The 24,832-nt window shown below is 59.1% G+C and carries 23 protein-coding genes and 3 pseudogenes; 14 read left to right on the top strand and 12 right to left on the bottom strand.

Features of this window, described 5'->3' with window-relative positions; translation table 11 throughout:
- Positions 1–448 precede the first annotated feature (448 nt).
- On the bottom strand, positions 449–748 hold the full coding sequence (locus tag ACWGS8_RS22005) for a trehalose-6-phosphate synthase (protein ID WP_454582874.1): 300 nt from the start codon (positions 746–748) through the stop codon (positions 449–451).
- 360 nt (positions 749–1,108) lie between these two features.
- Between ACWGS8_RS22005 and ACWGS8_RS22000 the strand changes: the two genes are divergently transcribed.
- Positions 1,109–1,369 carry a hypothetical protein gene (locus ACWGS8_RS22000; protein ID WP_454582873.1) on the top strand — a complete coding sequence of 87 codons (261 nt, stop codon included), beginning with the start codon at positions 1,109–1,111 and terminating at the stop codon, positions 1,367–1,369.
- Positions 1,370–1,372: 3 nt separating this feature from the next.
- Positions 1,373–1,633: a hypothetical protein gene (locus tag ACWGS8_RS21995; RefSeq protein WP_454582872.1), complete on the top strand. Its 261-nt coding sequence runs from the start codon at positions 1,373–1,375 to the stop codon at positions 1,631–1,633.
- 331 nt (positions 1,634–1,964) lie between these two features.
- Here ACWGS8_RS21995 and ACWGS8_RS21990 read toward each other — a convergent pair whose 3' ends face one another.
- The gene (locus tag ACWGS8_RS21990) at positions 1,965–2,564 is read right to left on the bottom strand and encodes a hypothetical protein (protein WP_454582871.1); all 600 of its coding nucleotides are present in this window, start codon (positions 2,562–2,564) and stop codon (positions 1,965–1,967) included.
- Between the two features lie 30 nt (positions 2,565–2,594).
- On the bottom strand, positions 2,595–3,299 hold the full coding sequence (locus ACWGS8_RS21985; RefSeq protein ID WP_454582870.1) for an SOS response-associated peptidase: 705 nt from the start codon (positions 3,297–3,299) through the stop codon (positions 2,595–2,597).
- A 117-nt stretch (positions 3,300–3,416) separates the two neighbouring features.
- Here ACWGS8_RS21985 and ACWGS8_RS21980 point away from each other — a divergent pair, with 117 nt between their 5' ends.
- Positions 3,417–3,917 carry a hypothetical protein gene (locus ACWGS8_RS21980; RefSeq protein WP_454582869.1) on the top strand — a complete coding sequence of 167 codons (501 nt, stop codon included), beginning with the start codon at positions 3,417–3,419 and terminating at the stop codon, positions 3,915–3,917.
- Positions 3,918–3,966: 49 nt separating this feature from the next.
- Here ACWGS8_RS21980 and ACWGS8_RS21975 read toward each other — a convergent pair whose 3' ends face one another.
- From ACWGS8_RS21975 to ACWGS8_RS21965, 3 genes are all read right to left on the bottom strand, one after another.
- Positions 3,967–4,536: a recombinase family protein gene (locus tag ACWGS8_RS21975; RefSeq protein WP_454582868.1), complete on the bottom strand. Its 570-nt coding sequence runs from the start codon at positions 4,534–4,536 to the stop codon at positions 3,967–3,969.
- 313 nt (positions 4,537–4,849) lie between these two features.
- Positions 4,850–6,262 (bottom strand): hypothetical protein, encoded by a 1,413-nt coding sequence (locus ACWGS8_RS21970; RefSeq protein ID WP_454582867.1) that lies wholly within the window; start codon positions 6,260–6,262, stop codon positions 4,850–4,852.
- Positions 6,263–6,597: 335 nt separating this feature from the next.
- Entirely contained in the window at positions 6,598–7,164 is a 567-nt protein-coding gene (locus ACWGS8_RS21965; protein ID WP_454582866.1) for a hypothetical protein, read from the bottom strand.
- A gap of 458 nt (positions 7,165–7,622) precedes the next feature.
- Between ACWGS8_RS21965 and ACWGS8_RS21960 the strand changes: the two genes are divergently transcribed.
- Entirely contained in the window at positions 7,623–7,838 is a 216-nt protein-coding gene (locus ACWGS8_RS21960) for a hypothetical protein (RefSeq protein WP_454582865.1), read from the top strand.
- Between the two features lie 109 nt (positions 7,839–7,947).
- Here the strand turns inward: ACWGS8_RS21960 and ACWGS8_RS21955 are convergent.
- A pseudogene (locus ACWGS8_RS21955) lies at positions 7,948–8,133 on the bottom strand (alpha/beta hydrolase); the annotation flags it as partial.
- On the opposite strand from ACWGS8_RS21955, the pseudogene ACWGS8_RS21950 reads away from it, so the two are divergent.
- Positions 8,133–8,529, top strand: a pseudogene (locus tag ACWGS8_RS21950) (thiamine pyrophosphate-binding protein); the annotation flags it as partial. The pseudogenes ACWGS8_RS21955 and ACWGS8_RS21950 overlap by 1 nt on opposite strands.
- A gap of 297 nt (positions 8,530–8,826) precedes the next feature.
- Here ACWGS8_RS21950 and ACWGS8_RS21945 read toward each other — a convergent pair.
- Positions 8,827–9,360 (bottom strand): hypothetical protein, encoded by a 534-nt coding sequence (locus ACWGS8_RS21945; RefSeq protein WP_454582864.1) that lies wholly within the window; start codon positions 9,358–9,360, stop codon positions 8,827–8,829.
- Positions 9,361–9,539: 179 nt separating this feature from the next.
- Here ACWGS8_RS21945 and ACWGS8_RS21940 point away from each other — a divergent pair, with 179 nt between their 5' ends.
- A complete protein-coding gene (locus ACWGS8_RS21940; protein ID WP_454583040.1) occupies positions 9,540–9,728 on the top strand; it encodes a DUF982 domain-containing protein in 189 nt (62 codons plus the stop codon).
- On the opposite strand, the pseudogene ACWGS8_RS21935 reads toward ACWGS8_RS21940, so the two are convergent.
- Positions 9,719–9,814 (bottom strand): annotated as a pseudogene (locus tag ACWGS8_RS21935) (IS481 family transposase); the annotation flags it as partial. The gene ACWGS8_RS21940 and the pseudogene ACWGS8_RS21935 sit on opposite strands and share 10 nt — an antisense overlap.
- Before the next feature lie 138 nt (positions 9,815–9,952).
- Between ACWGS8_RS21935 and ACWGS8_RS21930 the strand changes: the two are divergent.
- The 6 genes from ACWGS8_RS21930 to lov all read left to right on the top strand — a co-directional run bounded on the left by ACWGS8_RS21930 (position 9,953) and on the right by lov (position 18,883).
- Positions 9,953–10,231, top strand: a complete 279-nt coding sequence (locus tag ACWGS8_RS21930) for a DUF982 domain-containing protein (RefSeq protein ID WP_454582863.1) — start codon at positions 9,953–9,955, stop codon at positions 10,229–10,231.
- Positions 10,232–10,717: 486 nt separating this feature from the next.
- Positions 10,718–11,143, top strand: coding sequence for a transposase (locus ACWGS8_RS21925; protein ID WP_454582862.1), 426 nt, complete (start codon positions 10,718–10,720; stop codon positions 11,141–11,143).
- A 570-nt stretch (positions 11,144–11,713) separates the two neighbouring features.
- On the top strand, positions 11,714–12,583 hold the full coding sequence (locus tag ACWGS8_RS21920; RefSeq protein ID WP_454582861.1) for an alpha/beta fold hydrolase: 870 nt from the start codon (positions 11,714–11,716) through the stop codon (positions 12,581–12,583).
- A 483-nt stretch (positions 12,584–13,066) separates the two neighbouring features.
- Positions 13,067–16,471 carry a DEAD/DEAH box helicase gene (locus ACWGS8_RS21915; RefSeq protein WP_454582860.1) on the top strand — a complete coding sequence of 1,135 codons (3,405 nt, stop codon included), beginning with the start codon at positions 13,067–13,069 and terminating at the stop codon, positions 16,469–16,471.
- A 228-nt stretch (positions 16,472–16,699) separates the two neighbouring features.
- Positions 16,700–17,230 carry a YciE/YciF ferroxidase family protein gene (locus tag ACWGS8_RS21910; protein WP_123169699.1) on the top strand — a complete coding sequence of 177 codons (531 nt, stop codon included), beginning with the start codon at positions 16,700–16,702 and terminating at the stop codon, positions 17,228–17,230.
- Between the two features lie 618 nt (positions 17,231–17,848).
- A complete protein-coding gene (lov, locus tag ACWGS8_RS21905) occupies positions 17,849–18,883 on the top strand; it encodes a blue-light-activated histidine kinase (protein ID WP_454582859.1) in 1,035 nt (344 codons plus the stop codon).
- Between the two features lie 344 nt (positions 18,884–19,227).
- Here lov and katE read toward each other — a convergent pair whose 3' ends face one another.
- Genes katE through ACWGS8_RS21890 form a run of 3 tightly spaced genes read right to left on the bottom strand, consistent with a single transcriptional unit; the run spans position 19,228 to position 22,167 of the window.
- Positions 19,228–21,342, bottom strand: coding sequence for a catalase (gene katE, locus ACWGS8_RS21900; protein WP_454582858.1), 2,115 nt, complete (start codon positions 21,340–21,342; stop codon positions 19,228–19,230).
- 36 nt (positions 21,343–21,378) lie between these two features.
- Entirely contained in the window at positions 21,379–21,846 is a 468-nt protein-coding gene (locus ACWGS8_RS21895) for a DUF6894 family protein (RefSeq protein ID WP_454582857.1), read from the bottom strand.
- A 12-nt stretch (positions 21,847–21,858) separates the two neighbouring features.
- Entirely contained in the window at positions 21,859–22,167 is a 309-nt protein-coding gene (locus ACWGS8_RS21890; protein ID WP_454582856.1) for a hypothetical protein, read from the bottom strand.
- 979 nt (positions 22,168–23,146) lie between these two features.
- Between ACWGS8_RS21890 and ACWGS8_RS21885 the strand changes: the two genes are divergently transcribed.
- Positions 23,147–23,371, top strand: coding sequence for a hypothetical protein (locus tag ACWGS8_RS21885; RefSeq protein WP_454582855.1), 225 nt, complete (start codon positions 23,147–23,149; stop codon positions 23,369–23,371).
- Positions 23,372–24,075: 704 nt separating this feature from the next.
- On the top strand, positions 24,076–24,816 hold the full coding sequence (locus ACWGS8_RS21880) for a DUF4142 domain-containing protein (RefSeq protein ID WP_454583039.1): 741 nt from the start codon (positions 24,076–24,078) through the stop codon (positions 24,814–24,816).
- Positions 24,817–24,832: the final 16 nt, after the last annotated feature.

Here is a 24,832-nt window from a genome sequence, read left to right as displayed (position 1 = left end):
GTCACCCCTAAGACGGCAGGCGCTCCGTCCAAAGGTGAAAGACCTTTTGGGGATATCTTTCCGGCCACCCAAAGCGACGCCCGCCCGGTGGCCGGTAAGAAACGTCGACCGACCAACAGACCCGGAGAATAGTCATGCCGCCCAAACCAGAGCCGACCGAAGAACCGCCGGTGGATGCGCCTGCTTGGACGCCCGATATCCGCGAGCCCGACCCTGACCTTCTGCGGCCGAGTTTGCCGGTCCCCAACCCCGACGAAAACCGTGATCCTCCAAAGTGTGTTTGACGGAATTGGTCGTTGAATATCTCGAGTGAACACCCTCGCCAGGCATGTTGCGGAAGTGCCCGCTCCAGAAGCTCGGGTCCATCTCAGGTCATCGGCGCATCGCAGGATGCCCGATGAATATCTTGTCCTTGGGATGGCGCGAGACAGTAGTTAGGATACGGGCGCTAGCTCCCGCCCGCGAGCGCAGCGAGAAATGATCGGCGCCATTCCGCTGCGTCATTGCGGCTGATGCGCGTGAGCAGTGCACCATGCCTCTCAACCCTTTCCTCAAGTGGCATCGTGAGCGCTTTGGCGATAGCGTCGGCAACGTCGTCTATCGAATATGGATTTACGATCAGGGCTTCCGCAAGCTCTTCAGCCGCGCCTGCAAAACGCGACAATACCAGCACTCCGGGGTCCGCCGGGTCCTGGGCAGCTATGAATTCCTTTGCGACGAGGTTCCTTCCATCCCGCAAGGGCGTCACCAGCCCGACCTGGCTGGCGCGTCACAGGCCAGCTAGCAAGCCTGACGGACGCACGTATGAGGAGGGAACGTATGAAAACTTCAGAGTTGCAGGACGTCGCCGCCACCCTGGCACGCATAGCGACCCCCGACGAAGGCACCGAAGGAACCGGTCAAGGCCGTAAAGGCGATCCACCCAAGGCATCCCCTCCTGCCGGCTGTCGAGCCTAACAACATGGCCCATATCGCTTGCTCCCTGGGCCTGATGGTCACAGTGAACAAAAACGGAACAAAATTGTCAAGGCCGAATTGACTCCGCCAGGAATGCGTTCCTATTTGGGAGGCGGTGGGGCGGTCGCTCGCTACTGAGAGGAGAGCCGCAATGGGCAGACGGAAGAGCCGGTATGAAAGACTGTTTTCGAGCAATGCCGAGGCGATCATTCGGGATGCTCTCCGCCTACGCGAGACAGTGCTTGCAGCTCAGCTTCATCTGAAAGCGAGCGGTTCGCTGTTCTGGCAATTGAGTGGACTCACGGACAAACTGCACGAGGTGCTTGCCGTGGTAGCCGAACAGGAGCCTGACTTTAGGGCGGCAGGGCTGGGCCTATTACCGCTACCCGAGGACTACTCGACTCGAAAGTGACCCATGGCCGGGCCGATGGACAGCGTTGGGCGAGCCGCAAAGGCAAACATGCTGCTCGTCGTGGAGTGCGGCCACTGTTATCATGTGGGCCGCTTCCGGGCCAACGATGTGGCCAAGGTGGTGGGGTGGAACAAACCGTTGGAAACCATCAACTTCAAATGCAAGCGGTGCAGCCGAAAGGACGCCACCGTGCGGACGCAGTTCATTGATCAGGACCATCCGCCGAAGGGTTACATTTGGGTGCCACAGACGTTCAAGCGCTAGAACAGGGAGCCTTGAGCCGGAGCCCAGCAGTCGAACTCGACGCGTCGTCCAGACGCTAAGCCGTGCCCATGACATCGGCCAGCTAATCCGCGTCCTCTGCATCAATAGCAACATCACCCGCCACTGCCTCCCCGGGGACGTCCTCAAGCTCTTGGAGGACATTCCGTTCTGGGATGTGGAGCGGCATATGCGGTGCGAGCGGTGCAGGCGGCGGGAGGTCGATGTGGACATTCTGCTGCCCAGCGCGGCGCAGGGCGTGAAGATACGCGTGAGGCGGCTTGTGGGGTCCGTATGGTGCGTCGTGTGATATGGCGAGACGACTAAACAAAGTCTAACCGGGGCGACACTGCCGTGATCTATAGAAACACTGCCGTCCAATGTCTTCAGCCACGCAACCGGATAGCACTTGGAGGGGCAGAAGTTTCTGATTGAAGGCGAAGCCAAGGCACCAGCCAACCTTAGCCTTTGGCAAGCTCCCCCAATACTTCTCCAATCGCAACCTTCGAGCCGTCTCCTCCTTAACGCAATCCGCTGATGGGCAGTATCCAGCTTTCTTGAAGGCCGCCAGCACGGCAGTTGTTTTGTCAGGAGCGCAGAAAATGCGTTCGTCAAGACAAGCCCTACCAACCGCCGGGCCAACGAACTCGCTGACAGTTAGATATGTCTGGAAGCGAACTTCAGTTAAATATTTGCCCTTCAGAAATCGAGCTTGATCGTCACTGACAAGATACCAGTATGGCTGCATCGCGGCTCTCAGCGCGTTCTCTTCTATGAGGCACTTTTGCTTCTCAACCTGTTGCTCGGCCTTGACGAGCATCTTGGAGACCAACGCTGTGCAATAGCCCTCTGTGTCCAAGTCCGGAAAAGGCAACCCCTCGGCTCGGGCGCCTTGCGCGGCCAAGAGCGCCAGCAAAAACAACACAGCCTGCATTGCTCTCAATCTCATATGATTGACCGTCCTCTAAAACAGTGACCCTTGAACCGGAGCCTGTTGCGGAAACTTGATCTGTGTGGCCGGCTTCTCGACGATCACCAAGGCATCGTCGGGAGCTGTCCGCTGCATGTGCCGAGCTTCGGACCACGGCGCTGTGAGCCAAGCCTCCACCTCCTCCCGCGTAGTGAGGATCACCGGCATAGCCTTCTCGTGGATCGGCGCTATGAGGGCGTTGGGCTTGGTCGTGAGGAAGCCGTAAAGCTCGAAGTCGCCCGTCCCGTCCTTGACCCTGCGGACCCCCTGCCAGCGCGTCCACATGCCCGCGAAGAAGAACAGGGGCCGGTCCTCACTCCGGGCAAACCAGTAGTTCCGCTGTATGCCGGTCTCTGGGTCCTTGTCGTTGGGCGTAGGGCTCGGTTCCGCGAAGCTCGTGACCGGCACCACGCAGCGGTTCTCCACGCCAACGTATTGCTGCCAATGCCCATACTGCGGATTGCGGATGTTGGTGGTGCCATAATCCGCCTTGCCCTTCACCCGCTCTGCCGGCGTAGGCATGCCCCAAAGCAGCTTGGCAAGCTCACGCTGGCCATCGAGGGCATTGCGGACCACAGCCCCGGGCATGTTGGGATGGACATCCAGCGAGGGCTCAAGGTTGCCCATGATGTCCCGCATGGCGCGGGTCCATTCGCGGATGGCGTCTTGGCTGGTAGTGATGTTGTAGAGATTGCACATGCTGCTAGCATTGCGGGACTAGCCTATGCTTGCAAGTGCCGCCGACTTGCGCCCGACATTTAACCTCTCGTGGAGATGGCACGCTTAAGCTGATAATCGTCGCGGAGGAGCAATGAAATGCCCGAAGAAAAACACCATCCCGCAAATGCCCTCTTGGAAAGCATCCACAGACACACCGATGCGGGATTTGTTCTAATCGCTACTCAGCTTTTGGCGAACGCGCTGGAGATTCTTCTGGTAAGCAATATGCCGGGAATCAATAGAGATTTGTATAAGCGCTTCTTCCGTGGATTTGGGCCAATGGCCGCGCTTTCATCCAAAATCTATTTCTGCGAGGCCTTCGGGATCATTGATAAAGAGATGGCAGCCGAACTTCATACGCTACGGGAGATAAGGAACCTTTTCGCTCATGCCGTCGACACGCTGGATTTCACCAGGGCCAGCGTGCAAGCTCTAGCCGCCAAGCTTAACTTTCCAAAGGATGGCCACGAAGAACTGTCTATTAGATATTTTGTCGCGGCAGTATCAGGCGCTGGTGCCGATCTGGAAAAGCTTACGAAGCCCATCCCGGAGGAAATCGACAAGCTGCTGAAAAACCTAGCAAAGCAGCCAGATTAACCGAACTCATGCCACAAGTGCGGCACCGGCTTGTTGCGGAGCCGGCCCGCTAAGCTTTGTGCTCAGCTAATATGCGGAAGACGCTCGCCCTACTGATGCCCAAGGTGGCTACGATGTCACCTGCCGACTTCCCTTCGGCCTTGAGGCGCAACACCTCGCCGGCTTGACGGCGGGCGGTGGGCTGGCGGCCAGCATACTTCCCATCAGCCTTGGCCTTGGCGATGCCTTCCCGCTGCCGCTCAAGCATCAGCTCCCGCTCAAACTCCGCGATGGAGCCCAGCAGGTTTAGCATGAGCTTCCCGGTGGGGGTGGAGGTGTCGAGGTTCATCGCGAGGATGCGAAGTCCTACACCCTTGGCCCGCAAAGCCTCCGTGATTGTCACCAAGTCGGCCACAGAGCGAGCGAGACGGTCGAGCTTGGTGACGAGGAGCGTATCCCCCTCTCTCACCCAGTCCAGCGCTGCTTGAAGTTGGGGCCGCGTGTCAGCCACAGAAGAAAGCTCCTCACGGAAAACCTTCGTGCATCCCGCCGCGTCGAGGTCTCGGAGCTGGGCCTCAAGCCCTGCCTTCTGGTCGCTGGTGGAAGTGCGGGCGTAGCCCACGAGCGTGCTGGCTGGCATTTCGGAGTCTCCATTTCAGGTGGCCGTATGAGACCATTATGTGAGACTGCGATGCATTCTGTCAAGAGACTACTCATGTGAGACCAATTGAGCCGCTCATGAGGAGACTCACACGAGCTTGCCCTAGTGAGACGGTCCAACTGGAGTTTGCTCCTGAGGATGCGGGGCTCGGTTGTGGCGTCGATAGCCCTGAGGCCTACCGCGAGTGGCGTTCATTCAACTTGTCAACCAACAGCCCCCGGCAGAGCCCCCGGGGGGGAAGCTCGCTGCCGCCCACACGTAATATGGCGTCTCGGGTATATGCCCCCAAATTTCATTGAATGGTATCGGAACTCGCCAAGATCGCCGCCTCCTCGCGCCTGCCCGCCAGATATTTCTCTGCCTCTGTAAACATCCCGTCGGCATCGGGTTGCATCTGGGCGCGGACGTTCAAGGCCTCCTGTAACTCCTCTCTGGCGACAACAAACACGCCAAGCTTCTCCGCCGCATCCACCTCAGCGGCTATTTCCTCACGGGTCCTTGACGTTACAATGACGGGCAATGGCTTCACTGCTACGTGGATTGAGCTTCGCAAAGCTTCCTTCACACGGTTGACCCGCGCGACAAGATTCGCCAGCTTGTTCTCCGCCCGCAACAGACCGGTTGTGCACTCGATTACAGCGAGCCTTCCTTGAGGGGTAAAGGCTAATACATCGGGGCCATCAGTCATTCGGGGAGAAGTGCCAAGGTGGGCGACCGAAAACCCAAGATACCAGAGCAACCAAGCCACCGCTTGTTCAAAGTCAGAAGATCGCATCGACTTCGATTTCCCGGGGTCTGCGAAAAGAAGCTCCGCCATTACTGCCGACTTCTGGTCGAAAGTCTCGAAGACCACCCTTCGTATGTTTTGGCTAAGCGTTGGATCTCTGATCCAGGCGAAATGAACGGCGCGGTCGCGGTATCTTACAATGCATTGCACAAGAGCGCCCTCTGGAATGGAAATCTCCTTCAAGCCGCGCAAGATGCCTCCGTCTCGCGACCACGATAACTCTGTGCCAGGGATAGCATAGCGTTCTACAACGCGGCCGCCGCTCTGTATACGAATGCCCAAACTGATATGCTCAGGTTCCAGGTCAGCCCGCATCCCAACAGTTGGGGTCGCCATCCTTCCAGATATCGGAGAACTGTAATCCACCCACGCAACTGCGTTGGCAATTAGCTCAAACACCACTCCCCGCGTTTGCGGAAACCCCATCGTGAAATGCATTGAAAGTTCACTGAGGCTGTCAAAAGGGGGCGTCGCAGAGCGGAATTCCCAGTCAACATCTGGGAAGGCAAATGGCATAGCCATCTGGTTCGGCTCGATAATGAGAACACTGAGCCGATTTTGCGCGGCTATTCCTTCCTCATGGAATGGGATGAACCGTGATCGCTGTGTTTCGTCATGGGTGACAGCAAGCGGCCCATCGGGTGTGCTGATCTGACCGGAGCAAAGCTCTTCAAACACCTCGCGGACGGCTTCCCTGCCATTCGGTAGTCGGAACTCACCTGCTCGAACCCTAGGACTGTGAAATGTGGGTTTAAGGACCGCATCCGGATCGCTGGCGAGAAACAGCCGGCCCCGGAAGAGATGCCAAATGTCACCCTCCAGGTAGGCGATGTAGTGGAAGGACGGCGAAGTGTGAGCTTCGGAGAAAGCATCAGCTTCGGCCAAGAAGCGCTCAAGTAGGGTCTTTAGATGCTGCATTTGACAAGCTTCGGTTGCAAGGCGTGGGAGGCCTGCTCTCTGTAATGCTCTGCGGTGCTCTCTGCAATGAGACGCACAGTAGCCTGAGCCAGCGCCTAAGGTTCAGCTAACCGCCCCATTATTCGCGTTGCCGTTGTGCAGCCGCGATGATTACCGATTTGCCGGCCCTGCCCGTTAGGCGGTGGCCGGGGCTCGCATGGCGAGGGGGTGCCTGCGGTCGAGCACCTCGTAGATGTCCATGAGCGCGGCCCGGTATTGGCCCCGCGTGGGGAACAGGAGGCTTTTCCGCCACAGCTTGAGGGATGCCTCTATAGCAGCCTCACGGGCTGCGCCTCTCACGGTTTTCTTACGGCCCACTTGGGCAACAACGTCCCGCTCGGCGGTGAGCTTGATGTTTGGCCGCGTATGGTTGCGGTAGTCGTGAGGGTTCGCCAACTGGGCGAGGCGGCCGGCCCGGCGTTCGCAATCAATCGATCAACCGGGATGGGTCCCTTGAAACCGTCGATCCATATTGCTGGGTAGTAATAGCCGTTGGGCTTCCCCGTGTTACCCTTCTCGCCCGATTTGCTGGTGTAGATGCCTACCCGCCCCCCGTGGAAAATAAGGGCTCCGAGGAGGAAGACGGTCTCCTGGTCAAAAAGATAGTCAGTCGTTGGCTCCTCGCCTTCCGGGTGGCTCGCTGGCTTCGGAAACTTGAGCACGATCTTTGTCGGGTCGCTCTTGTGTAGCCATGCGTCCACAACGCCAATCTCCCACCGCTCAGGATCGGAGGAGGAGAGCCCTGTGAGAAGCCTGTCGGGATTTCCTTCTTCCCGGCTTCGGACCTGCTCAAGCCATTTCAGGAGGTCAGCCTGTATCGCCTCACTCGGGAGATTGCCTTTGATAGGTGTGATTTTTGCCATGTCGCTTGCCTCGTGTGGTTGAGGAATTACCTGGTCAGGGGGGTCCCAAAACGGCTGCCTTTTCGGTCCGGCGATGGGCCGGTCAACAGGCCGCGTGGTGGAAGCTGCGCAAAACAAAGAGACCCCCGGTGTTAGCTGGAGGCCCCCTCCCTTCGTGTAGTGGGCGGTATTAGCGAAAGGCCGGATTTCCGCGCGGTTTCCCGTGGTGCTCAATCCGTGGGCAAATCGCCATCGACATACCGCTTCCCTTTCATAGGTGCGGGGTATTGCCGAGAGAGAATTGCGGCTTCCCTTTCGTAAGTATGTCCTAATAGCCGAAATGAGCCACGGGCCTGTGTTACAATGCCTTGCCGCGCTGGAAATTTTCCGTTAGAAATCAATACGGAAGGGGCTCCCGAGCGCAATCTATACCGTGTCCTAGTCGACGCGATTGTGCATTTTGATCCGGGGTTGCCAGAATGACCCTACGAGCAAAAAAATTCCTCGATGAATGGATCGAAAAGTACGACGTGATCCAAACTTGCTCCGGGCGCGACCAATCAAAGATTTCTGCGCTGGCATATCGCCTTATCGCCGACGCTGAAGCAGAGGGTTTGAGCGAAAGCGAACTCACCGAAGCTTTTGAGGGACACGAACACTCGGCGTTAGCCGACCTGCTGTTACCAAAGGCGTAAGGTCGGAACGGCGATACGCCTGGCCAGCGTGGCCCCCCGTTCGCCGGCTCGCGTCTGCAATGGTAGATAACATTTGCCCGCTGTTCATAACCGTTGATTCAACCATTGCTGGTATAGCGTGAGATGTGGGGTGGCGGCTACGACACAGTTCGGCGGGGCTGAGTGCCGAAGGGAACACCTTGGGAGCGATGTAGAGGTCGCCTTTGTCGTCAGGATGAATCGCCGCGCTACCTTCGGTGGCCGGACCGCTGTTGGCCAGCGTCGCCAGAGACTGTCCCACTTCGGGCGCGAACGCCGGGCGAATCCTATCTGGCGGTGCTCGACGCCCTGCACGATTCATCGATCCGCACCATCGTCTGCCGCCAGGAAGGCGGTGCTGCCATGATGGCCGACTGCCAGGGGCGGCTGACCGGCAAGCCCGGCATCTGCTTCGGCACCCGCGGGCCCGGCGCCACCAACGCATCCGCCGGCATCCACATCGCCATGCAGGATTCGGTGCCGCTCATCCTGTTCAGCCACGCCAAGGAACGCGAGGCGTTCCAGAAGGTGGATTACAAGAGGTTCTTCGGCGACATCGCCAAATGGGTGGTCGAGATCGACGACACGCATCCCCAAATTCGTCACCCGCGCCTTCGCGGTCGCAACATCGGGCCGGCCTGGCCCGGTCGTCATCTCGCTGCCCGAGGACATGCACCCAAGTTTTTGGAGGGGCTTTGGCGGTGGGCTGGTTGGTGGGCTGGTCGGCGGGCTGCTCTTCAATGGAATTTTTGGCATGATGTTTGGCCATGGTTTTGGCGGCATCGGTGGCGGCCTCAGCTTCATAATCCAGTTGTTGCTGATCGGCGGTGTCGTCATGTTGGCAACGCGGTTCTTCAGCCGCAATAATACCGCTCCGACCGAAGCTAGAAGTTTCGCGCTTCCATTTGGCCAGCAGCGTTATGGAACCGCGCAAGCTTACACCCCGCCTGCCGGACCAGGCCAATCGAACCTAGCGACGGCTGAGATTAATGTCGCTGATTACGATGTCCTTGCCGGTCGCCGAGTCCTTATCGATCGTCGTCAAACGCATCCCGTTGTCTCCGACCTTTTCTAGCTTCAGCTGGGCCGAACGGTCGCCATTGACTTCCTTTGCCCAATGAATGGCGAGGACCAAGGCGTTGCCTGAGCGATTGCCACTGAGGCCAGCTGGGCCGGTGCTCGATCCAATGTATGTGCCCGTATATGTTTTGCCATTGGTCCTGACTTTGGCGCCAATGGCCCGCGAGAAGACCACGTAACCTGTACACTTGCCATTAAGTGACAACGATCTTTCGGTCGCGATAGAGGCAAATTTGCAGCTGATTTTGATCGGCTGGGAATCAGCATCGACTTTTACCATGCCCTCGCCAACCCAGCTCCCGGCAAATGATTTCAGGAAGGCGGCGTCGGCGGATTGGGCAGGCCCTGCGATGCAAAGCATTGCTGCGGCGAGCCACGCTATCAATTTTTCCGGCGACGGTCGCGCCGCCCTGGGGATATTCATTTGTGATAGTCTCCGAAATTGCGCCAGTCCTCGGCTAACACCAAAGGAAGGCCTGCTGACCTCTGTCTCAACGCCCCGACTGGCCAATGGATGCCTCAGGTCTGAGCCTTTTCATCGAACTTGGCGCACAGATCGGACAGGTATCGTTGTGATCCCGATGGTTTGGATTGCTGGAACGAATGCGTTCGTTGGGATGGGCGGGGTCGGGTGACGCGATGCACGATGCTCTCTTCAGGATCCCGGTGACCGTGGAGTTGCCGAGTGGGGAAATTCGAACGCTCTCCAGTGCATGTGAGGCTGCCGTTTTTTTGATGGAGAGGTGGCCTGAAGAGCACGGCCCGAGATACCGGGACGCGCTGCAGACATGAACGAACTCCCAGCCCACGCCGCGACTGTTGGACTTGCCGGTGCGATCGCCGGTGGTGCGGTGGCCAACCCGTTCAAATCGCCCGAGCATCCCGGCGACATGATCCACATCGACATCGGTTGTTCCTCGCGCGCAAAAAAGCCGCCGCATGTGAGCCGCGCGTCTCGGGCGTGAAACAAAATGGCTAGTCAAGCGTTTGGCGCATTTCGAAGCTTGGGAGCGTGCATGACAAATCATCTTCCAGTCAGGCTCAAATTCGCGGACGGCCGCTTGATGACAGTGTCGTCAATTTGCGAAGCGAGCGCAGCCTTTGACCAGCAATGGCGCGACAAAGATGCGGCAGAATTCAAACTGGCGCGAGATCTGATTTTGGGGGCAATGGCGGGGACATATAGACCGGCCGTGGCTTTCGCGGCTTTTAAAAAAGCCGCTGCACGACAAGGGATGTTGCAGAACAGTGTCCCAAGCTCGGCGCTGCGGCGTCTCGATGAGCTCATTGACTAATGCCGGGCTGAAATTCGAAGCGGTCCGGCGCGAGGACGCTCTTGCTGCGCCAATGCGGACTGGGGGAGCGCCTTCGCTTCAGGCCACCGAGACTTCGATGTGTGGGTCCGCATAGCGTGTTGGGCTGCCCCGTCGAAATCCGCAGCGCTCGATAGGGTCGCACCCCACATCACAGAAAACCCGCCAGTGTGGCGGGCTTTCCGACCGGCTCGGGCCAGAGTGTGTCGCTATGGCCCTTCCCTGGTGATGTGTAGCTCTAACGACGGGCGATCAGCAAGCAAAGTTGTCTCAGGTCGCGGTCGTAGCTACCTTCGCTACTGAGTACCTCCGCGCAGCGCTTCTTCATCCGTGCCAACTTAGTGCCCGACATTTGGGCAACCTTAGCAGTTACTCCGGGCGTAACACCGGGGGTGACACCAAGGGTCCCCGTAGTGACGGGCGTGCCGGGTACTGTTCCGCCGAGGCGGACTGACCACCAAGCTGCAAGTGTTCTGTGACGGCAAGGGACGTCCGCGGCTGCTGCATCTGAGCGAAGGGCAGGCCAATGATCACAAGACTGCTGCGGCAGTGATCGAGGATTTGCCCGCCGCCAACGCCCTGCTGGCCGATCGGGCCCACAGTTCTGCGGCCTTCCGCCAGGCGCTCGTCGAGCGCGGTATCACGCCATGCATCCCGCCCCATGCCAAGCATCGTGTTCAGCACCGCTACGATCCTGTCCTATACCGACAGCGCCACAGGATCGAGAACATGTTCGCACGCCTCAGAGACCTCCACGCTCGGCCAACGCATCCGCGACGCCTACAGCGAGGCCTCCGGCTTGCGACAGCCGCGAATGTTGCCCAGCCTATTCGAGACAACAACCAATCAACGCGGTTCGGCATTGTGGCCTGGGTGCTTTTTCGCGCCTCCTAACGGCTCACTCGCGCGGGAACTGCCAGCTGTTTGCGTTTCACTTGATCGCTGCAACAAGAGGCATCCTCATCTGGAAGAACGCTGGGGAACGGTCTGCCATTGCGAATGTCCCCCGCCCTTCGCCACAGATTGCGTGGGCGATGCCAGACGAATTTCAGCACCTGATCTGGAAAGCCCATCAATCCGCCTAGTTTGCGCGATATGAACTGTTAGCTTTTTCAACCGAGATGGGTCGTCTGCACGGTCCCGCCGATGTCCCGCTCGCTTCATCGATCAGGTGGCGTGAGGCCGCCATCAGCATCCTGTCGCTTCCCTTCGTCGCTGACCGCAATAGCTTTCGATCCAATTATCCCCCGGCCAAGAGTTTCCCCTATGGGCAGGGTCGGCAAGCGCGTCCAGTGCAGTCAGAGCGGGCTGTGATTGGCATCCTCCAGCTACCTCCCTGCCTGAACTCCGATAATTCTGACGCCACAGGCTCCCTCAAAACCTCCCGGGCCGTCGCGCTTCCGTCGTCGTGAACCATTTCACCCGGAGAAGGTTTGTAAGCTCATGGCTGGTTGAGGATGGTAGATGTTCGAAAACTTCGCACTTGAAATGGTGGAAACCGGGTGCGGGCCGATACGACTTCGGCATGGCGGATCTGGGCCGCCGCTGCTTCTGATCCATGGCCATCCCCGCACGCATATGACTTGGGGCCAAGTCGCAGAGCTGCTGGTAGCAGATTTCAGGATCGTATGCCCGGATCTCCCGGGGTTCGGGCGCTCCTACATCCCCCCGGACGACCCGCAAAGCAGGTTGTCCTCGAAGCGGGCAAAGGCGGCGGCCCTGGTGGAGGTTATGAAAAGGTTGGGCCACGACAGTTTTTTCGTAGCCGGACATGATCGTGGCAGTTTGGTCGCTTTCAGAATGGCAATGGACCATGCCGATCTGGTGCGAAAGCTGATTGCCGTGGATGGACTGCCAGTTCTCGAGCATCTGGAGCGTGCCGACTGGAAATTCGCCCGAGACTGGTACCACTGGTTCTTCTTCGCTCAACCCGACAAGCCGGAGCGTGCCATCCTGGCAGACCCAATGGCATGGTACAGCGCCCTGCGGCCAGATGAGATGGGACGCGACGCCTATGACGAACTGGTTTCGTTCATCCACGATCCTGCTGTCGTCCATGGGATGGTCGAAGATTACCGGGCAGGTATCAGGATCGATCATCGCCATGACCGTGATGATCGAGACGCCGGCCGCAAGGTGCACTGTCCGATGCTCTGCCTCTGGTCGCTCGACGACGATCTGGAGCAGATCTATGGCGATCCGGTCGCAATCTGGAAGCACTGGGCCGACGATGTGCGCGGCTTTGGGATCGAGAGCGGGCACCACGTCGCCGAAGAAAATCCAGCCGCTCTGGCCGCAGCGTTCAAGGCCTTTCTTCAAAATGAAACCAGTTGATCGACCGCCGATGGGTGCCGGTTATCTGATCTTCTGGGCTCGACTGGCCGCTGAGCGGGCCTCACGCTTGCCCACCACGCTGGACAGCAGCCGCAGCTGAACGAGATCAGGGCGGCCGACCCGGTCGACGAAGCGCAGAGATGCTAGAACGCCGCGAAATACCGACATGGTCCTCAGGGACGACAAGTCATTGCCATCTGCCTCGCGATGATTTCTTCCAGGTTTACCTATGCGCTGACCCTCTTTCGAGAATACGCGCCGGCCAGCCCGTTGGTCGAGATTTGCGGTTGCCACCTCAGGCTCCCGGAATGGCCGACTGTGTGTCGTCGCGGTTCCGTCGCGGGCTTTTGCCAGCGACCTCCTCTGGAAACCCGCTCCGAAGTCTGGATCCTTGCCACATCCTGCCGCGCAGGGGTCACCTGAAGCCGCCCGGAACAGCAATAGCCGGGCCTCCAGCGGCCGGCGTTCGGGACTACCGCCCTGTTGCAACGCATCCTTGGCCCAAGGAACACACTGTTCGCCCGCTCGTTAGAACGGGCAACCTCGGGCCTAAATTTCATGAAACGACGAAAAGATTCAAAAGCGCCGATCGACGTGGTGGGGGCGACCACGCTTTCACAATCGGGTGTTGCGAGCGAAGGACACGCACCACGATCGCGTCGAATACCAGCTGCCGCGATTGCCGCGCGGCTGGTCCAGGCAGTCCGGGATGGCGGCGCAGCTAACCTGATATTCATCGCAAGGAGCGAGAACCAGGCAGAAGAAGTCTCAATTTCTTTCAAGCAGTTTATGCCGCAAACGCAGGTGATCTTATTGCCGCCGTGGGATTGTCTGCCTTACGACCGTATCGAGCCATCGCGTGAAAGCATGGGACGACGCGCAACCGCGCTTCTCGCCTTGGCCAAGTCAGCCAACGGTCGCGCCCGCCTGGTCGTTTTGTCACCTGAGGCGGCTTTGCAGCGCATCCCTCCTGCAGATTCCATCGCAAAGGCCTTCACATACCTGGCCATCGGGGACCACGTGGATGTTGATGCCTTTTGCGATCGCCTGGTGAGGCAGGGCTACCTGATGGACGACCGGGTCGACGAGCCGGGGGAATTTGCGTTGCTTGGTCAGGGCATCGAGGTGTTTCCATCGGGCGCCCCACATCCCTACCGGATCCTAATCGAGCGTGGGGTTGTCGACAGCATTCGTTCATACGACCCGGTGTCGCAACGGACAGACGAGTGTTTCGAGAACATCACGCTCGCACCTTCGACAGAGGTTCTGGAATGCCGCCCAGCGCCGGTCGAGCCGACGGAGGCGCAATGTATGGAAATCCAAATGGTCGGGGCCGGCTACAAGCTCAACACCATCTTCGAGCTCTTGCCCCACGCCCCTGTTGCCGTGGAGGGGTCCGTGGACGAACGCTTCGACGCCGCGATCGCGTTGATCGATGATGCCCGGCGGATGCGCAACAGGCAGCAAGGCCGCAAGCCGACCGCAGAACGCTTTTATCTGGATCGCCCGACCCTTGATAAGCAACTGGCGAGACGTCGGATGAACCTTGATTTGCAGGGCCTGTCGTCAACACCCGATTTTATCGTAGAGATCAACCCTGCAAGGGCTATGGCGAACTTTATTGCCGACCAGGTCCAAGCCGGCCGTCGCGTCGCCATCGCCGGCCCTTCGCCGGACCTCGATCGAATGGTGAAGGCGCTGCAGCGGCATCTCACGCTTGATGTCGGGGACGTCGAAAGCTGGGCAGCGGCGCTCGGCGCCGAGCCAGCAACCTTGGTCAGCCTCGACGTCGATATCGACGGTGGCTTTGTCGATGAAAGGGCCGCACTTGCGGTCGTGTCGGCCGTCGACGTGTTCGGGCCACGATTAAACCCGGGAGACCGTGGAGCCCGGTCTCTCGCTCAGGAGCCAGAGCTGCGAATCGGCGACGTCGTTTTGCATGAAGATCACGGCATCGCCATTCTGCGAGACCTTGAGACCGTCGAGGTCGAGGGGAACGTTACCGATACTGTTCGGCTAGAATATCATGGAGGAGCCACGCTTCTGGCGCCCGTGGAGGAGTTCGGCCGCATCTGGCGTTACGGGGCTGATGAAGATGCCGTGACACTCGACAGGTTGAAAGGGGATGGTTGGGCCAAGCGCCGGGCACAGCTTGACATCGAGATTGCCGAGGCTGCGCAACACCTTGTCAGACTGGCTGCCGAGCGTGAGAGCACCGGTGGCCGCGCGTTGAAGCCACCGCGAGTTCCTTATGCCCGTTTCGCGGCAAGGTTCCCTTATCCGGAAACCGCCGATCAGGCCGATGCGATTGCCGCCGTCATCGCAGACCTGTCCTCCGGCAAGGCGATGAACAGGCTGATCTGCGGCGATGTCGGTTTCGGCAAGACGGAAGTGGCGTTGCGCGCTGCCGCCGTTGTCGCGTTGAATGGCTGTCAAGTCGCCGTGGTCGCACCGACTACGGTGCTGGCGCGCCAGCATTTTGAAACATTTTCCCGCAGGTTTGAGGGCACCGAGGTGAGTGTGGCCCTTCTTTCGCGCGTCGTCGGCGATGCTCAGTCAAGAAAGGTCAAGGCGGGGCTCGCCGACGGATCGTTTCGAATCGTCGTTGGGACGCACGCAATCGCGGCCAAGGACGTCACCTTTGCCGATCTCGGTCTGCTCATTATCGACGAGGAGCACCGCTTCGGCGTCAAACTCAAGCAAACGCTTCGCGGGCTCGGCCAGAAGCTCCACGTTTTATCTATGAGTGCCACTCCGATACCGCGCACGCTTGCGGCAGCCATGGTTGGTGTCCAGGAAGCCAGCCTGCTTTCCACGCCACCGGCGAGGCGGCGCCCGGTGCGCACAGAATTGGCCCCTTTTGATAGAGCGTCGCTCAAGACTGCACTTACCCGCGAGCATCGACGGGCTGGCCAAAGTTTTTGCGTGGTCCCGCGTATTGAGGACATCGAACCCACACTTGCTGAACTGCGCAAACTGGTCCCCGATTTGTCCGTGTTGGTGGCTCATGGCGACATGAACCCCTCAGAGATGGACGAGGCTATCGTGACCTTTGCCAACGGGGATGGCGACATCCTTCTGTCGACAAACATCATCGAGAATGGCTTGGACGTGCCACGCGCCAACACTATCGTCGTGTTTCGGGCGGACCGGTTCGGGATGGCTCAACTGCACCAGTTGCGGGGCCGTGTCGGCAGGGGGCGGCTGCAAGGTTTGGCGTACTTTCTGACAGCGGCTGGAAAGGACATTACGCCCGAAACGCGCTCGCGGCTCTCGACACTGCTTGCTTTTGACCGGCTCGGTTCGGGGTTTGCCATCAGTGCCCGCGATCTCGCCCTGCGCGGCGCGGGCGACCTGCTTGGAGAGGAACAAGCCGGCCACATGAAGTTGATCGGGTTGGGTCTCTATCAGCGGCTGTTGGCGCAGGCGGTCGACAAGGTGCGAGGTAGTAATGCCGGCTCGACCTTTGAAACCGAGATCGAATTGCAATTCTCAGGCACTCTTGCGTTCGACTATGTCCCCGAACCGGTGGTGCGCCTGAATCTCTATTCGCGTTTGCAACGCTTTGAGACTCTCGCCGAAATCGATGCTTTTGCCGAGGAGCTTGAAGATCGGTTTGGAAAGCCGCCACCTGAGACGACCATGCTGATCGATCTCGCACGCCTCAAGCTAGCAGCGGTGAACGCCGGCATCTCCAAGATCGGCGCTGGACCCGTTGCCATAGCGATCGAATTTGCGACGCCCGGTTCCACGTTTTATGGCCGCTTGGCCCAGCGCTCCGACTGCGTTCGACGTCAAGGGCGGCTCATCTTTAAGATCGCCACCCAGCCCGGGCCGCAGCGGTTGGCCGCTGTCCAGGAATTGGTGCTGGACGCCGGCGTTTTGTAACCGGACCATTCGGCTTGCTCGTACTTCGCACTGTCTTGGTTCCGCGGGACGGCGTCAAACGATACCACCAAGCAGGCGCCGCCCAGCACACTCCTGTGTCTGCGCATTCGACAGGCGTTCGAGGCTAAAAAGAAAATGAAGCACATCTGACTTTCGGAGGAACCTGCCGCGACAATCCAAGTTGGACTGGCACCCGAAGGGGTGATTTCAACCAAAGGAGATTGTCAGATGGCAGCCACGAAGAAAGCCAGTGCCAGCGCCAAGGGTCTTGAGGATCTGTTCCTCGACGGCCTCAAGGACATCTATTACGCTGAGAAGAAAATTCTCAAAGCCCTGCCGAAGATGGCCAAGGGCGCGGAGGACGCCCAGGTGTCCGCCGCCTTCGAGAAGCATCTTGTCGAAACCGAAAGCCAGGTCGAGCGACTCGAGCAGGTGTTCGATATCCTTGGCGTTGCCGCCCGCGGCAAGACCTGCCCGGCGATCGACGGCATCATCGAGGAGGGATCCGAGATCCTGGAGGAATACAAGGGTTCGACCTCGATCGACGCCGGCCTTGTCGCGGCCGCACAGGCGGTCGAGCACTATGAGATCGCACGCTATGGCACGCTGATCGCCTGGGCGACATCGCTGGGCAAGGAGGACATCGTCGCACTCCTCAACGCCACACTGGAAGAGGAGAAGGCCACCGATGAAGCGCTGACCTCCCTCGGTGAGTCCGGTGTGAACGACAGGGCGGCCGAACAGCAAAAAGCGGCTTGATCGCACTGACAGAAAGATGGGCTACGGCGGCAGCGTCGTGGCCCTTGCTATTAAGGATCAGTCAGCCACCCGTCATGTTGAGGCAGATGTGCACTGCATTGCTGCCATGGGTTCCTCTCTTAGCGTAGGGTCAGCAACCATCTCAGTGTGAGAGCGAGAGATGCGATGGGTATTGCTGCGCATCGAACACAACACCCAGGCCATGAGCCACGGCGCTCGCGGCAATCATGTCGCCCAGCTCCCTTCTAGAAACCGGACAGTCCTTCATAACAGTAAGCACGGTCGCCTCTGCGTGTCTCACTGACACAACATCGTGCCGCGTCTTCCGCGACTCCACATATTGTTCGATAAGCATTTTGAAGCGGCGCTCCTCTATCTCGTGTGACATCCTCGCTCACCACCCAAATCGACCGCGATTGCGGGTCTCCTTCGTGACACTGGCCGGCATTTCAACGCTGCTAATTTGCGGCCTTGGTCCTTGTTCAAGCGCGCGGACAGAAGGTGTCAACTTCGACAACGATTGTCTCAAGATTGGCATTGGCCGCGAATTTGCCAACGGTGGGCAACGCTTTTGCCTCCCCCACGTTCAAGATTTAGTCGGCAGCGAAAGAAGCGTGCATGGGCAAAAAGGAGCTATCCCAGATTCACGGTGATCAGCCGGCCGCAATCACGGCAGATGTGCTACGAGACCGTAAAGAGTTGGCAGCCATAGCCTTCCAGCGGACACGTATGCCGATGGTCGTAACCGATGCTACGCGCCAGGATTACCCAATAGTACTGGCAAACGAGGCGTTCCTGAAATTGACAGGATACAGCGCAGGAGAAGTTCTTGGGAGAAATTGCCGGTTCCTGCAGGGCCCGGCAACGTCGAAAATCGCCGTTTCCGAAATACGAGCCGCGATAAGAGAGGAGCGCGAGGTCGGTGTCGAACTGCTCAACTACCGCAAGGATGGATCGGCCTTCTGGAACCAGCTTCACCTCAGTCCAATTCACGATGACAGTGGCCGGGTTGTATATCACTTCGGCTCGCAGATCGACCGCACAGACTATCGCAGGATCCAGTCTCTCGAAGACTCCGAGCACCGGCTCCTTCTAGAGGTGGACCATCGCGCCAACAATGTGCTTGCCCTGGTCGACAGCATCGTTCGACTTACGCGATCAGAGGATGCCGCCTTGTACGCGGCCTCCGTACAGAAGCGTGTGCAATCTCTCGCTCGGGCTCATACTTTGCTATCCCGCCGCGGCTGGCATCTGATTCCGCTGCGGGAAGCCATTCAAACCCAGATTGAGCCTTACGGGGCGACGCGCGCGGTCCTGAATGGGCCGGACGTCATGCTTACAGCTCACGCTGTCCAACCACTTGCCTTGTTTATTCATGAGCTGGCCGTAAACGCAGCATCGCATGGCGCGCTCTCGCGGGACACTGGTCAGGTCGCAATCAGCTGGAACGAAATTCCGCAAACCAAGGGCCTGGTGCTCGTTTGGGAAGAAACCGGAGGCCCGCCGCCAGCGAGGATGCGAAAGGCAGGTTTTGGCACTGTGATCGCCGAAGCTACGATACGGCGACAACTTCAAGGGTCTACGGAGCGGGAATGGTTAGACCGCGGTGTAAGGGTTCTCGTCGAGGTGCCAAACGTCACCAGCCAGACATAGCAACCAGTTCACCGCACATGAGCGAGCAATGGGAGCAGCAAGGCTGGTCGGCCAGCGCGGCCTCGATGTCCACGCTGATCAGGACGACAAGCTCAAGAACCAAAGGAGGTTCCTCATCAAACGGCGCCTGCCGACAGAGGCGTTTCGGTCAAAGGTTAATGCGATCTCCTTCACGATGACCATGATGTCTTTGAAAGCAGATCCTGGATCACGAGCGGCACGCGGCGGGCAGCACTGTGCGAGAACCGGTCGCACGCCATTCGGGCCGTGCTTTGTCGAAATTCATCAAGACGGAGGGGCGGGCCCACTTTGCGGCCCCTCCTTTGCGCTTGAAAGACCGGGCCTTACAGTTTGACCGCTGCTTCGCGCGCCCACAGCCGCAGACCCCGGCAACTTTCAATGAAATCCCTGGCACTCGCCTTGTCAGCTAGCGGCAGCATTCCTTCGTCAGCCCCCGGCTCAACGCCCGCTTTGGCCAGAAGCGGCACGGCACCGGAGGTGAAGCCGATGAACTTGCAATGAGAAAAAGCATCCGCCACGAAATCGCGAGCCGCTGCTTCGCCGGCCAGCAGATTGGCACTCTCTTCGGTGAGCAGGATGGCGACCGCGTCAAACAACACCGATGGGCCACCATCGATCATATGCTTGGCCAGGATCTTAGTGCCATCGCTCGACACCGCGCCGCCGGCCTTTGCCGCGACGACTTCCATGGCGGCCCCTTCATTCTCAATGGCGGCCTTTAAGGCCTTGAAGACACCCGCGTCCGTGCCGGTGCCGATCAGGACACCCACCTTGCGGCCTGCAAAGCTCTCGGGACCATTGGCAATGATGCTCAGCGCCGGCGAGGACCTGAGATCCGCCCGCGGGGGTACAGCGGCGTCGGCCGGCTTCGGCATCTCGGTTATGCCAAGCTTGTCGGCGACCGTGACGGCGAGCCCATCGTCGATGTTCAGCAAGTGCGCGATCATCCGCTCGCGGATGGCTGGGGTTTCAACCTTGCTCAGTTCAAAAGTCAAGGCCTGAGCGATGTGGCGTTGCTCGGGTGGGGTCTGGCTGTTGAAGAACTGGGCAGCTTGGCTGTAGTGGTCGGCGAAACTTTCGGAACGCAGCCTAACTTTTTGGCCTTCCTCTCCGTCAGCGAAGGATCGGAACCCGCGCTCAGGGGACTCCCGCGGGCCGACGCCGAATGAATTTGGCTGGTAGTTGGCCCGTCCGACCGGATTGCGCATCGCCATATGGCCGTCCTGCTGGAAATGATGGAAGGGGCATTTCGGCGCGTTGATCGGCAGATGAGTGAAGTTGGGGCTGCCCAGGCGTTTCAGCTGGGTGTCGAGGTAGGAGAAGTTGCGCCCCTGCAGCAGCGGATCGTTGCTGAAGTCGACGCCTGGCGGAACATTCTGGGTCATGAACGCGACCTGTTCGGTCTCGGCGAAGAAATTATCCGGCATGCGGTCCAGAACAAGACGCCCGACCGGTATTGGCGGCAGGATCTCCTCGGGAATGATTTTTGTCGGATCAAGGATGTCGAACTCGAAATTGTCGGCAAACTCCTGATCGAACAATTGCAGGCATAGCTCCCATTCGGGGAAATCGCCGGATTGGATGGCATTCCAGAGGTCCCTCCGATGAAAATCCGGATCGGCGCCATTGATCTTGACCGCTTCGTTCCACACCACCGATTGCATGCCAAGCTTCGGCTTCCAGATGAATTTCACGAACGTGGATTCATCAGCCGCGTTGACAAGCCGGAAGGTGTGCACCCCAAAACCCTGCATGAAGCGAAAAGACCGCGGAATGGCGCGATCCGACATCACCCACATGATCATGTGCATCGATTCCGGCGTCAGGCTGATAAAATCCCAGAATGTGTCGTGCGCCGATTGAGCTTGCGGGAAGTCACGGTCAGGCTCCGGCTTGACCGAATGGATTACGTCGGGAAACTTGATCGCGTCCTGAATGAAGAACACCGGGATATTGTTTCCCACGATGTCCCAGTTTCCCTCTTTGGTGTAAAGCTTCACGGCAAATCCGCGGACGTCGCGGGCGAGGTCGAATGACCCCTTGCTGCCGGCCACCGTCGAGAACCGGACGAATGCCGGCGTTTTTTCTCCAGCTCGCTGGAAGATGTCGGCGCGGGTATATTTTGCGAGAGACTCGTAGGTTTCGAAAAAGCCGTGGGCGCCATAGCCACGCGCATGCACGACCCTCTCAGGAATCCGCTCGTGGTCGAAATGAAAGATCTTCTCGCGGAAATGAAAATCCTCAATCAGTGTGGGGCCACGTGCGCCAATCTTGAGAGTAGTCTGGTCGTCTGAGACCGGGCCGCCCTGGGCTGTTGTCAGGACGTCAATGTCACCCTGCGCGACCTGATGCAATTCCCCTCCTTGGCCTCTGACCAAGGTCAAGTCGTGGACGGTGGCTGTCGGTGCGTTGGCTTCGGCTGCCGGCTTACGTGCCATAGTGCTCTCCTGTTGAAACGCTTGAGAATGACGTGCTCAGATTTCGGAATGCGATGACTGGTCCAGTCCGGCCGAGGCGGGTTGCAACTCGGAAAAATCGACCGAGGCGACAATGTCACCGCCACGGTTACGCGCCCTGACGGCCCATCCCACCGGTGTTTCACCCCGAGACAGGGCGTCTTTCCACAAATCCTGCGCCGATCGCCTGCACTCGTCGCGGACCGCGTCCAGATTGGGAAAGACCAGGCCACCCACCTCACGGATCTCTCCATTGTCGTGATACTCAAGCCGATACTCGTCCCCAGCCTCGGCCAGCGGCCGTTCGGCAGATTTTCCTTCGTCGACACCAAATTTGGCGGCGTGCAGAAGCATGACCTTGGATTTCTCGATCAGCTCCTCAGGCGACAAGATCCATTGTTGGGCAACGGTAACGGTTATGTTGTCACCGCCCTCGCCGCGGAATTCCACAACGTTGTTGCCAACGACGATTTCCAGCACTTCCATGCTATGTTCCCTTCACATCTGGTCGTTGTAAGGCTGTTTGGTGATCCCAACCTGGCTGGCCAGCTCTGAAAACGGCGGCACGCTGGCTTCCAACTGGCTCGTGTTGGCCAGTTGCAAAAGCCGCAAAGGAAAGCAGATGGCATCGCGGTTGGCCGGTGACATATCCTCGAGCAGCCGCTCATCGCCGGTGAACGAGGCTTCCGCGGTTTTCAACGCCTTGTCGATGTCGTCGGTGGTGAGTAGTCCCTTACGAACCAACGCGTTGTTGATCGCTGCAACCGCCATCAGCAGTCCCTCCAGCTGAAGGTTGGCGACGTTCATGGACCTTCTCCGGGCTGCAATGGTGGTGTTGATGCCGTCGGGACCCTGATGTTCATCCAGTGCCGGGCGGGACCGGGTCTGCTTTCACGACGCGTCACGACTTAGATCTCCTTCGCCGACGTCGGACAACTTTCCACACCACACGAGGTTCCAGGGCTGCCATGCAATAAAGCGCCCGGGCAAATGGTTGTTAGACGCCCGCGCAGATATCGTTTTGGCGACGTTGCAAACGTTCCGCCACGTTCGTCGGCAACGGCAGCCCTTTGCATAGTCGAACATTTCACCGCCAGCTGATCTTGTCGTGACAGGCGGAGGAAAGAGGTCGGCGCAGAACCCTAATTCGATCGGAGGCCCCGGCTAGAAAAATAAGTCGCCGCGCAGCAGTCATCGTACAGCTGCTTGCGTAGGTCAGTCGGCGCCCACAGGATATTCGTTGAAGGAAGAGGTCTGCGCGCGCTCGCGGCGCCGCTTAGGTTTCGCTCCCCGAAACAGCCCGCCTCGCACCCAACCACCCGAGACGGGCCTGGAAGCTTCGGGAAGAGTCCATAACCCTTGACTTCCGGCCCCATAACTCGGGAATTTGGAAGATGTTCCGCGTTGAGCCAGAGGCCGGGAACTTTTGCGGAGGCCAATCCTTCGAGCCGGCATGACGAAGCTTTCCGACCTTCCGGCCTCCCGGCAAGCGCCATGGCGGTGACCGGAACTGGAAGGACAATTTTACGCCTGTCCCTCGGTGGTCGACCAGCGCGATCTGCGCCAAGTTTTCGATCATGAGCAGCCGGGGCACGCACCCCTAAAGCCTTTTGAGCCCGAGGCGAAGATCATCGAATTTCCTAATGCCGGCCCCATCCGGCAGCGGGCATAGCTAGGAGCGGCCAGGAACGTCCGGCACAGTTTTTGATAGCCGGCGGGGCGCTTGATCGCAAGATTGGAACCTCCGCAACCGTGCGAAGTTTGGCAGCGAAACCTGGAGACGCAGATGGTGAAGTACTATATCGATGAGATGCAAGGCGAGTCCGTTGTTGCTCTGCACGTCGCCACTGGCGAGACGGCAATAGAGGCTATGCAAAAGGTCACCAGCGGACCGTTGGTCGTCAGGACCTCACAGACACGTTGGTTCAGGGTGGTGGACGAGAGAAAAAGCGAAGTCTTCAAGTTTGCTCACGTTGATCGCGGCAATGGCCGGCCACAGCGCGTGCCATGAAGGCCTCGAAGCTGGCTGCCCCGTCCCCGCCCCGCCTTGCCGCGCGCCCGATACGAGACCTCAAGAAGGCCCCCAAGCCGGAGCCGGCGGGGCAGTCTTCAGGAGGGGTGCAGGGGGCCAAACCGCCTGGAACAACGAGTGGCGGGCACGGCGACCAATGTACGTTTTTCCTTGCGTAGATGCTTGTCCCCGGGAAAGCCCGCCACTGAGGAAGCAGTGACGGGCTCCGGCGAAGCTGCCCGCGTAGCCTGCGATCGGCACCTTCCTGAGTAGCTGCCGCCGCTCGTCAACAAGCAATTACCGGCGAAGTTCCGCAGGTACGAAGAAAGCCCGCCACTGCGATTAAGGCAGGGAGGGGCACTGTCTGGTCGAAAACCTGCTTGGAGTGGGGTTGGATGGAGTGGCCCGCGCCACTCGGGGAAGCGCGGGCCGACCAAGGTTTTGGGTCTTTGGTCAGCGGCCGCCGCTGAAGAGCCGGCCGCCGCCAGTCAAACAAGCGGTAAAGACCGATGTTCCCCCCTCAACACGAAAAAGCGCGCCGGCCCGCCGCAACAGCCTCCGACAGCGCCCGTTTCGTTTTCGACCGAAATGGTCATCCGCCGATTTCACGGCCTTAGGCGATCTCGCAGCGCCTTCGATGGTGCATGGAACAAACCCGACGCGAGCAGGTTTGGATTGTTCGATCTCAATCCAGGATTATCACCATGAGAAACAGTCTTCGTCTGGCGTCGCTATCGTTAGCAGCCTCGATGGTATTTGGCTGGCCAGCTTTCGCCGCCGAGACCGCTCAGGACTTCGTCACCAAAGCCGCGATGGGTGGGATGTTCGAAGTCCAGTCGAGCAAGGTTGCCCAAGACAAGCTGCAAGACCAAGGCCTGAAGGACTTCGCCAAGAAGATGATCTCCGATCATGGTGCCGCCAATGCGAAGCTTGAGAGCATCGCCGGCGAACAGAAGTTGAAGGTGCCTGCCGATCTCGACGCGGCGCACAAGAGCGACGTTGACAAGCTGCAGTCGGGGACGGCCCCAGTAGACGCATCTTATGCCGACATGCAGAAGGCGGCCCATGCCGATGCGGTCAGCTTGTTCGAGGCTTATGCCAAGGACGGCGACAACGCCACCCTGAAATCCTTTGCGGCCGAGACGTTGCCGACACTCAAGATGCATCAGGAGATGATACAAAAGGTCGCAATGACGGCGCCTGCTTCTGACGGCACCACACCGGCAGTCACCAGCGGCGCCACCAATCCGGCGGCTCCTGTACCCGGCGCCAACAGCTTTACCGAAGCCCAGGCTAAGAGCGCGATCGAAAAGGCTGGCTACTCCGACGTCTCTGGTCTGACGAAGGACGACCAAGGCATCTGGCGCGGAACCGCGAGCAAGGACGGCAAGTCCACGCCGATCGCGCTCGACTACCAAGGCAACGTTGTTGCCGGCAACAAGTGACAGAAGGCGAGAACAA

The sequence above is a fragment of the Mesorhizobium sp. 43Arga genome (assembly GCF_053714255.1).
Note: the sequence above shows the minus strand (reverse complement) of the source record. Positions and strands in the feature narration are given on the sequence as shown.